We start from the raw sequence: 8,859 nt of genomic DNA, 5'->3' as shown, positions 1-8,859 counted from the left end.
CCGTGGCAGGAGTAGATCTGGATCTTGGCGCCGTTGCCGCTGCCGCCGGCGTCCAGGCACTTGTTGCCGTAGACCTTGATCTCACCGGCCGAGGTGGAGGTCCAGGTCTGGTTGCTCTGGCCGTTGCAGTCCCACAGCTGGACGCCGGTGCCGTCGGTGGTGGAGGCGTTGGGCACGTCCACGCATCGCCCGGACGCGACACCCCTGATCGGACCGCTCCCGCCGGGCGCCGTGGGAGTCGGCGTGGGAGTGGGGGTCGGGGTCACCGTCGGCGTCACCGTGGGAGTGGGGGTCGGCGTGGGGGTGGGGTTGGGAGTGGCCGAGTTGAGGGCGTTGAGGACCGAGGTGTAGGCGGCCTTCTTGTTGCCGTTGCTGTCGAACAGCAGGGGGCTGGTGTTGGCGCCGAGCCAGGAGTCGCTGTCGCGTACGCCCCATACGGTGATGCCGACGCAGCGGGACACGGCCAGGCAGTCGTTGGTCACCGACTGGTAGGTCTGCGCGGAACCCCCCTGGATGTCCAGCTCGGTGATCGCCACGTCGACGCCGAGGGCGGCGAAGCTGGAGATGGTGGTGCGGTAGTTGGAGTTGTAGGCGCTCTGGCTGTTGAAGTGCGACTGCAGGCCCACGCAGTCGATCGGCACGCCGCGGGACTTGAAGTCGCGGACCATGTTGTAGACGCCTTGGGTCTTGGCCCACGACCAGTTGTCGATGTTGTAGTCGTTGTAGCAGAGCTTGGCGGCGGGGTCGGCGGCGCGGGCGGTGCGGAAGGCCACCTCGATCCAGTCGTTGCCGGTGCGCTGGAGGTTGGAGTCGCGGCGGCCGCCGTTGCTGTCGTCGAAGGCCTCGTTGACGACGTCCCAGTAGGCGATCTTGCCCTTGTAGTGGCCCATCACGCCGTTGATGTGGTTGATCATGGCGTTGCGCAGCGCGCTTCCCGACATGGACTGCATCCACCCAGGCTGCTGGTTGTGCCAGGCGAGGGTGTGGCCGCGTACTCGCTTGCCGTTCTGCACGGCCCAGTTGTAGACGCGGTCACCGGCGCTGAAGTTGAACTGGTTCTGGTTGGGCTCGGTGGCGTCGATCTTCATCTCGTTCTCGGCGGTCACCATGTTGAACTCACGGTTCGCGATGGTGGTGTACTGCGAGTCGCCCAACTTGCCCGAGCTGATGGCCGTACCGAAGTACCGCCCGCTCTGCGCGGCCGCCGCACCCAGCGTGCTCTCGGCCGCGCCGGCGGTACCCGGCGCGATCAGCACGGTGGTCAGACCGAGGGCGCCCAGAGCGCCGGCGATCAGCGTCTGGCGGAGACCGCCGACGCGGCGGCGGGGCCCGGGTGGGGCCAGGTCGTTCATGCCCATGCGTGAGCTCCTGAGAATGCATAAGGAAACGGAGAGAATGCGGAATCATCCGCCGACTCGACGTCGCGTCTGCAACGGAGACGCACACCACGGGACGTCGCGGCCAGGGCCCATGCGACACGCACCACCGACTGACAAGGGCGGCCTGGGTGCTCAGTCTGGAAACACTTCTGAAATGTGTCAAGTCCTTACTGAAACTTTCGGTCGGAGTGAGAGGAAAAGGCGTAGTCCGCTCGCGTGGCGCGTGCTCACCGGGGTGAAAGTTTCGGCACGAAGTTCTCCTGCGCTGGGGTGCTGAAGGTTTCGTCGCGACGTATCCGCTGGTCGCGCGACGTCGGTGTCCGGGATCGCCCGGCGGATGCGTGTCCGGTTCCCGGCCCCCCTCGAGCCAGGTGACAGATCCTTGACCGAGCGGACGTGATTGTGTTTACTCCCACCAACGCCACCGAACGTCCTCCGATGTGGAAGGGAGTCCGTCGCGACAGGTCGTCAACGCTCGTACATTCGTCGTTGCGTAGACGTCCTTCGACGAGAGCGCCGTGAGACCTTTGGGCCGACACCACGTTCGCTGGTCTCACTCGCACAGGTTTCGCCAGGTTGTGCACGCGACGGAGCGATCTGGGGGAGGACCCTGACAACGGGACTCGTGCCTGGTGACCCGGACGGCGACCCTTCAATCGGGGAGTTGACCCTCTCGGCCGAATCGTCACACGGCCGCGTGCCGGACGCGTTCACCCGGGCCCGTGGGGGGCGAGCCGCTATGAATGGTGAGCGGCGAGGCCGATGACCAGCCACATGAACAGGGTGCCGGCGATCGTGGCCAGGAGGGTGGCCTGGGTGGGGTGGTCGGTGGTGTGGGCCTCGGGGAGGATGTCGGAGGTCGCCAGGTAGAGCAGGAAGCCGGCGAAGAAACCCAGGTAGCCGGCGAGCACGGCCTCGGGGATCGCGACCAGGAAGGTCAGCGCGGCGCCGAGCACGGGAGCGATGGCGTCCAGAAGCACCAGGATCACGGCGCGGCGCCGGGCGTTGCCGTACAGCGTCGTCAGGGTGAAGGTGTTGAAGCCGTCGGTGAAGTCGTGCGCGATGACGGCGACCGCCACCACCAGGCCCAGTTCCCCGCCCGACTGGAAGGCGGCGCCGATCGCCGTGCCGTCGATGAAGCTGTGCACGACCAGCGCCGATCCGGCGCCCAGGCCGACGGCGGAGTGCCGGTGGCTGTGGCTGGCGTAGTGCCCGTCCTGGACGTCGTGGACGGCGAGCGACCGTTCGACGACGTGGATGGTGAGGAAGCCCGCCGCGAGCGCGAGCACGGGGACGGGGACGCCGAGGAGCCGGTGGGGTGACAGTTCCAGGCTCTCCGGGACGAGGTCGAAGGCCACCACGCCGAGCATCACGCCGGCGGCCGCGCCGAGCACGATGTGCCGCCGGTCGCGGACGCGCTGCGCGACGAGCCCGCCCAGCAGGGTGGTGACGAAGGCGGCGAAGGCCAGCGCGATGGGCATGGGGTAACCGTAGACAACCTGGAGCGGTGGTCGGTCCGGGGGACCGGCTTCGGACGGACTGTCGCCCTCACCGCTGGATTCCCTGCTCACCGGGCGGATGCCCCGCGCCGGGCTCGCGTCGCTCCGGGGTGCTCACACGGGCGCCTGCGAGCGCCTGCGGAACAGGTGCGGCGCTGCTTATCACGGCTCGTGCCTGTCTCTGTGCGTCTGCGGCCGTTGAGCGGAAGCGGTGGTATCGCGGGCGGCCCCGTTTCCTGGAGTAGCGGCCGCTTCCAGGAGTAGCGGCCGCGGTGGCGAGGTCGGCGAAAAATTGGGACGAAGAGGTCATCTGGCGGGGAACGGGAGGACTATGCTGGTGCGCCATGTTCGTCGGCACGTCAGCTCCCGAGATCCCCCTGTACGGCGGTGATGTGACGGAGGGGGTCGTGCGCGTGGGCGACACCGTGCGGCGGCCGATGCGCGCCTCGAGCCCGGCCGTGCACGCTCTGCTGCGTCATCTGGACGCCGCCGGTTTCGACCGGGTGCCGCGGGTGTACGGGGTCGACGAGCGGGGGCGGGAGATCCTCTCCTACGTCCCGGGGGAGGCGGCGACGCGCCCGCTGCAGGCTCACGTGGTGAGCGACGAGGCGCTGGTGCAGCTCGCGGTGCTGGTGCGCCGGTTCCATGACGCGGTGGAGGGGTTCGTCCCTCCGCGAGGAGCGGTCTGGGTCGACGGGGCGCTGGACGACGCGCCGCCCGAGCTGGTCGGGCATTGCGACATAACCCCGGAAAACGTGATATTTCGCGACCAGAGGCCGTGGGCGCTGATCGACTTCGACATGGCACGCCCGACGACCCGGCTGTTCGACGCGGCGACCGTGCTACGCCACTGGGCGCCCATCGCCGACCCCGTCGACCGCGACCCGCTGCAGCGGCGCCTGAACGCGGGGCCGCGCCTGCGGCTATTCTGCGACGCGTACGGCTTCTCGGCCCGCGACCGGCGCCGGTTGCTCGAGGTCAGCAGGCTCCGGTTCGGCCGTTCGTACGTCGCGATGCGGGCGCGCGCCGAGCGGGACGGCGGCGGCTGGGCCCGCATGTGGCGCGAGGGCGCGGGGGAGCGCATCCGCAGGGCGGGGGCCTGGCTGGACGCCAACTGGGATGAGCTCCATGCTCACCTGGTGTGAGCCGGCCGTGGATGAGCTCCGTGCTCACCCGGCGGTGGATGAGGTCCATGCTCACCTGGTCTGAGCCGACCGTCGAAATGAGCGTCTGTCGAACGATCCTCCGTCGAATGAGTGTTCTGTGTCTTTCGTGAAGTCGGTCGCCCGCCGAGGTACAACGGGGGACGCGCGCCCTGTGTCGTCCAGGACGTCGCCGTGGCGGGGCAGAGCCGTGGGGATCGCGCTCGGGGTCGCGCTGGACGCCGTGTTCGCCGATCCGCGAAGTGGCCTGCACCCCGTGGCGGTGTTCGGACGCGGCGCGGCGGCCGTGGAACGCCGGCTGTACGGGGATGACCGCGCGCGGGGCGTGGGACACGTGGCCGTGTGCGTCGGCGCCATGACGGCCCTGGGTGCGGCCGTCGAGTGGTCGATCCGAGAAAGGCCGGGGAGGCCGGGGAAGCCGGGGGCGCGAAGCATCACTGGATTGCCGGGAATGTACGGCACACGTGGCATGCGTGGGCCGCGCGGAGTGCTCGGTACCAAGGGCATGCCGGGCATACGTGGGGTGCTCGGCCCGCAGGGCGTGCCTGTGTCGCGAGGAACGCTCGGCCTGCACGGTATGCCTGGTCCGACAGGAGTGGTCGGCTCGCGGGGGATGTCGGCGGCGGGCGTGGGGCTCACCGCGCTCACCGCGCTGGCCACGTGGGCGGTGCTCGGCGGGACCACTCTGGGCAGGGAGGGGGCGTACATGGCGCGCGCCCTGGAGGCGGACGACCTCGTCGCCGCGCGGGACCGGCTGCCGCACCTGTGCGGACGCGATCCGTCCGGGTTGTCCGCCGACGAGCTGGCGCGGGCGACCGTCGAGTCGATCGCCGAGAACACCTCGGACGCCGTCGTGGCGCCACTGGTGTGGGGCGCCGTGGCGGGGGTGCCGGGGCTGCTGGCGTACCGGGCGATCAACACGCTCGACGCGATGGTGGGCCACCGTTCCGAGCGCTACGAACGGTTCGGCTGGGCGGCCGCTCGCCTGGACGACGTGGCCAACTACGTCCCGGCACGGATCACCGGAGCGCTGGCCTGCGTCCTGGCGCCGCTGGTCGGCGGGTCGCCGCGACGGGCCGCGGCGGTGCTGCGCAGGGACGGCGGGCGGCACCCGAGCCCGAACTCCGGGCGCTGCGAGGCCGCCTTCGCCGGGGCGCTCGGCGTGCGCCTCGGCGGGCGGAACGTGTACGCCGGCAGGGTGGAGCACCGGCCCGTCCTGGGGGACGGCCGCGATCCGCGGGTCGGCGACATCGCCAGGTCGGTACGGCTGGCGCGCGCGGTCAACCTGGCGGCGGCCGGGCTCGCCGTCACGGCCGCCTGGACCCTGGGCCGGGGGCGCCGCCGAGGCGCATGAACCCGGGCGTGGCCGTCGCCCAAGGTGATCGGCGTGGCGCGGCCCACGTCGCGGGGCAGGAGTCAGGGGACGGAAAGGTCTTGGTGTGCCTGGCCGTGGTGTCAGGGCCAGGTGGTGCGGGTGCGCAGCCACTCCAGGGCGGCTTGGCCCTGGGCGTGCTGAAAGGCGCGGAGGGTCGGCAGGCCGGGTGGGGCGGGCAGACGCGACTGGCAGGCGAAGTAGCCGGCGAACGCGGCGAGGAAGGCGGTCAGCGCCGCGGGGTCGGCCTCGCGGGCCACGCGATGCCCGGCGATCACCTCCTCAGGCGGCGGCCCGCCCTGCATCCGCACGCTTGGCAGCATCGCGACCACGTCGAACCATCGCGGACCGAGGAACGCGTGCGGCCAGTCGACGACGAAGACCTCGTCATCGGTCAGCAGCAGGTTGTCGGCCCGGATGTCACCGTGGACGAGGCTGTCGCCCTCGGTCGCCGCGGGCCATCGGCTCTCCAGCTCCGCGAGGTCGTCCAGGTGCGCGACCACCCAGGGGCCCAGGTCGGCGAGATCGTCCTCGCCCGCGTCGCGGGCGGCGGCCACGGTGCGCCAGTTCTCGAACATGCCGGTGAGCCGCTCATAGGCGGACGGGACGGCGATCGGGGACGGCGTCAGCCGCGCGGCCATTTCGTCCAGCGTGTCCAGGACCCGCGTCAGCTCGTCCGCCCGCCACGGCTGGGCGGGCTGGCGGCCGTCGATGTCCTGGAAGAGCAGCGCCACCCACCCGTCGAGGTCGAAGGAGGCGAGCAGCCGCGGCGCCGGCACCTGCGGGGGAAGCAGCGCGGCGACGCGGGCTTCGGACCGGTGGATGTCCGGACTGTGCGGGTTGGGCGTCGGACCCACGGCCTTGACGAAGGCGCGGCTGCCGTCCTGAAAGAGCAGTCTCGCGGCCGCGCCGGGGGAGAACCCGCCGCTCTGCGTCACGGCCCGCGTCACCTTCGCCCCCATGTGGGACTCGATGGCGTCGCGCAGTTCGTCCGGCACGTCCTGCCAGGGACGTCGCACACCCACCGCCGGGACGATCGTCATGCCTCCTCGCCTCCCTTGAGCGTTTCCGTCGCATGGCCATCGCGCGCGTAGGACCGGTCTCGATCGACGGTGATGGAGCCGTCGAAGCCGCCGGTGATGAAGACCATCAAAGTGCAGAGGCCCAGGTGAGGGCCACTCGATCAATCGCGCGGCACCGCGGGTCTCGGTGTCGTGATCGGCCCTGGCATCCTTGGTCCGTGCCAAAAGGGACGTTGCTGGTCGCAGGGACGACGTCGGACGCGGGCAAGAGCGTCGTCACGGCGGGCATCTGCCGGTGGCTGGCCCGCCGGGGCGTGCGCGTGGCGCCGTTCAAGGCGCAGAACATGTCGCTCAACTCGTTCGTGACCGTGGACGGCGCCGAGATCGGGCGCGCGCAGGTCGCCCAGGCGCAGGCCGCCGGGGTGGAGCCGACGGCGGACATGAACCCCATCCTGCTGAAGCCGGGCAGCGACCGGCGCAGCCAGGTGGTGGTCCTCGGCAGGCCGCTCGCCGACGTCGACGCGATGGAGTACGGCGCCTACAAGGACCGTCTCAGGCAGGTCGCGCTGGAGTCCTATCAGCGGCTGCGCGCCGCGTATGACGTCGTGGTCTGCGAGGGCGCGGGGAGTCCCGCGGAGATCAACCTGCGCCGGGGGGACATCGCCAACATGGGCCTGGCCCGGGCGGCGGACATTCCGGTGGTCGTCGTCGGGGACATCGACCGTGGCGGGGTGTTCGCCGCCCTGTACGGCACGCTGGCTCTGCTGGACGCCGGCGATCAGGCGCTCATCAGCGGTTTCCTGATCAATAAGTTCCGGGGCGCGGGGGAACTGCTCGAACCCGGACTGGACATGCTCCGATCGATCACCGGGCGGCCGGTGTACGGCGTGCTGCCCTGGCTCGACGGGCTGTGGATGGACCTGGAGGACTCCCTCGCCCTGGACGGCCGGTCCCGGCCGGCGGTGGCGGGTCCGGCGGACGGGGACGTCCTGCGGGTGGCCGTGGTGCGGTATCCGCGGATCTCCAACTTCACCGACGTGGACGCACTCGCCGCCGAGCCGGGCGTCGTGGTGCGGTTCGTCACCTCCGGCGCCGAGGTGGGGGAGCTCCGGGAGGCCGATCTCGTCGTCCTGCCGGGCTCGCGGGCCACGGTCGCCGACCTCGACTGGCTGCGCCGTACCGGGCTCGCCGCCGCGCTGGTGGCCAGGCGCGGGCCGATCCTCGGCATCTGCGGCGGGTACCAGATGCTCGCCCGCTCGATCCGGGACGAGGTGGAGTCGGGGGCCGGGCTCGTCGAAGGACTCGGGCTGCTGCCCGCATCCGTCGAGTTCGCCGCCGAGAAGACCCTGGCCCGGCCGGTCGGGGAGGCGTACGGCTGCCGCGTCGCCGCCTACGAGATCCACCACGGGACGGTGACCGTCGCCTGGCCCGACTCCGAGGGCGACGGTGGGACGGAGCCGTCCGCCGATGGCCGGGTCACGCCGTTCGACCAGGTGGAACCCTTTCTGGACGGGTGCCGGGCCGGGGCGGTGTGGGGGACGACCTGGCACGGGGCGCTGGAGAACGACGGGTTCCGCCGCGCGTTCCTCGCGGAGGTGGCCGCGGCGGCGGGCCGGCGCTTCGTGCCCGCGCCGGGCGTCTCGTTCGCGGCTCTGAGGGAACGCCAGCTCGACGCGCTCGGCGACCTGATCGAGCGGTACGTGGACACCGACGCTCTGCTCCGCCTACTGGAGGAGGGCGCACCCGCGGGTCTCCCCGTACTGCCGCCGGGAGCACCGTAGCGTCACCCGAGGACCTTGGTGCCGTCGAAGGCACTCTCGCCATGTCGCCGAAGACACCCGTGGTGCCGCCGGGGGGACGGTGAGGTGTTGAGGGCGCGTGCGAGAATCGACGGATGCTGGTGTACGACGGCGACTGCGGCTTCTGCCGGCGGTGCGTGGACTTCGGCCGCGAACACCTTCCCTTCATGCCCGAGACGCGTCCCTGGCAGGAGCTCGACCTGGCCGAGCACGGGCTGACCCTCGACGAGGTGACCCGGTCGGTGCAGCTCCTCGGCCCGCACGGTCTGCGCGCCGAGGGGGCACGGGCCGTCGCGGTGCTGCTCGCGCTCCAGCCGCGGGCCGTCCTGCGAGCGGCCGGCGTGGTGATGCTGGCGCCCCCGGTGAGCTGGGCCGCCGAGGGGGTCTACCGCCTCATCGCCCGCTACCGCCACCGCCTCCCCGGCGGCACCACCGCCTGCGCCATCGGCGACACCCGCTGACCAGCTAGCCCGCCGTACGGCGGCGCGGTCTTCGCCGTACCCCGTCCCGCCGACCCGGCGCCGTCAGAAGGAGCCAGGGGCGGGGCTGAGCCGACGCCGGTCAGAAGAAGCCAGAAGGGGCTGAGTTAGGCCGTTCGGGATCGGCCATACCGGGCGGGGAGAGG

General features: G+C 71.4%; 7 protein-coding genes. 4 read left to right on the top strand and 3 right to left on the bottom strand.

Going from position 1 to position 8,859, the window contains the following annotated elements:
* Both ABZU32_RS29400 and ABZU32_RS29395 read right to left on the bottom strand, forming a co-directional pair.
* Positions 1-1,358, bottom strand: a 1,358-nt coding sequence (locus ABZU32_RS29400; RefSeq protein ID WP_354927057.1) for an endo-1,4-beta-xylanase, incomplete at its 3' end; no start/stop codon positions are given.
* 758 nt (positions 1,359-2,116) lie between these two features.
* Entirely contained in the window at positions 2,117-2,860 is a 744-nt protein-coding gene (locus ABZU32_RS29395; protein ID WP_354927055.1) for a ZIP family metal transporter, read from the bottom strand.
* A gap of 362 nt (positions 2,861-3,222) precedes the next feature.
* On the opposite strand from ABZU32_RS29395, the gene ABZU32_RS29390 reads away from it, so the two are divergent.
* Positions 3,223-4,023: a phosphotransferase gene (locus tag ABZU32_RS29390; RefSeq protein ID WP_354927053.1), complete on the top strand. Its 801-nt coding sequence runs from the start codon at positions 3,223-3,225 to the stop codon at positions 4,021-4,023.
* Positions 4,024-4,141: 118 nt separating this feature from the next.
* On the top strand, positions 4,142-5,395 hold the full coding sequence (locus tag ABZU32_RS29385) for a cobalamin biosynthesis protein (protein ID WP_354927051.1): 1,254 nt from the start codon (positions 4,142-4,144) through the stop codon (positions 5,393-5,395).
* 101 nt (positions 5,396-5,496) lie between these two features.
* Here ABZU32_RS29385 and ABZU32_RS29380 read toward each other — a convergent pair whose 3' ends face one another.
* A complete protein-coding gene (locus ABZU32_RS29380) occupies positions 5,497-6,456 on the bottom strand; it encodes an aminoglycoside phosphotransferase family protein (RefSeq protein ID WP_354927049.1) in 960 nt (319 codons plus the stop codon).
* 197 nt (positions 6,457-6,653) lie between these two features.
* Here ABZU32_RS29380 and ABZU32_RS29375 point away from each other — a divergent pair, with 197 nt between their 5' ends.
* A complete protein-coding gene (locus tag ABZU32_RS29375) occupies positions 6,654-8,216 on the top strand; it encodes a cobyric acid synthase (protein ID WP_354927047.1) in 1,563 nt (520 codons plus the stop codon).
* A 113-nt stretch (positions 8,217-8,329) separates the two neighbouring features.
* Complete coding sequence (locus ABZU32_RS29370; RefSeq protein ID WP_354927045.1) at positions 8,330-8,695, top strand: DCC1-like thiol-disulfide oxidoreductase family protein; 366 nt, start codon at positions 8,330-8,332, stop codon at positions 8,693-8,695.
* The last annotated feature ends 164 nt before the right edge of the window (positions 8,696-8,859 follow it).

This window comes from Sphaerisporangium sp. NPDC005288, assembly GCF_040607475.1.
Classification (GTDB): Bacteria; Actinomycetota; Actinomycetes; order Streptosporangiales; family Streptosporangiaceae; genus Sphaerisporangium; species Sphaerisporangium rhizosphaerae.
Note: the sequence above shows the minus strand (reverse complement) of the source record. Positions and strands in the feature narration are given on the sequence as shown.

Coding starts and splice junctions, on each gene's coding strand:
- ABZU32_RS29370 (WP_354927045.1), top strand. CDS start 8,330: ATGCTGGTGTACGACGGCGACTGCGGCTTCTGCCGGCGGTGCGTGGAC.
- ABZU32_RS29395 (WP_354927055.1), bottom strand. CDS start 2,860: ATGCCCATCGCGCTGGCCTTCGCCGCCTTCGTCACCACCCTGCTGGGC.
- ABZU32_RS29390 (WP_354927053.1), top strand. CDS start 3,223: ATGTTCGTCGGCACGTCAGCTCCCGAGATCCCCCTGTACGGCGGTGAT.
- ABZU32_RS29380 (WP_354927049.1), bottom strand. CDS start 6,456: ATGACGATCGTCCCGGCGGTGGGTGTGCGACGTCCCTGGCAGGACGTG.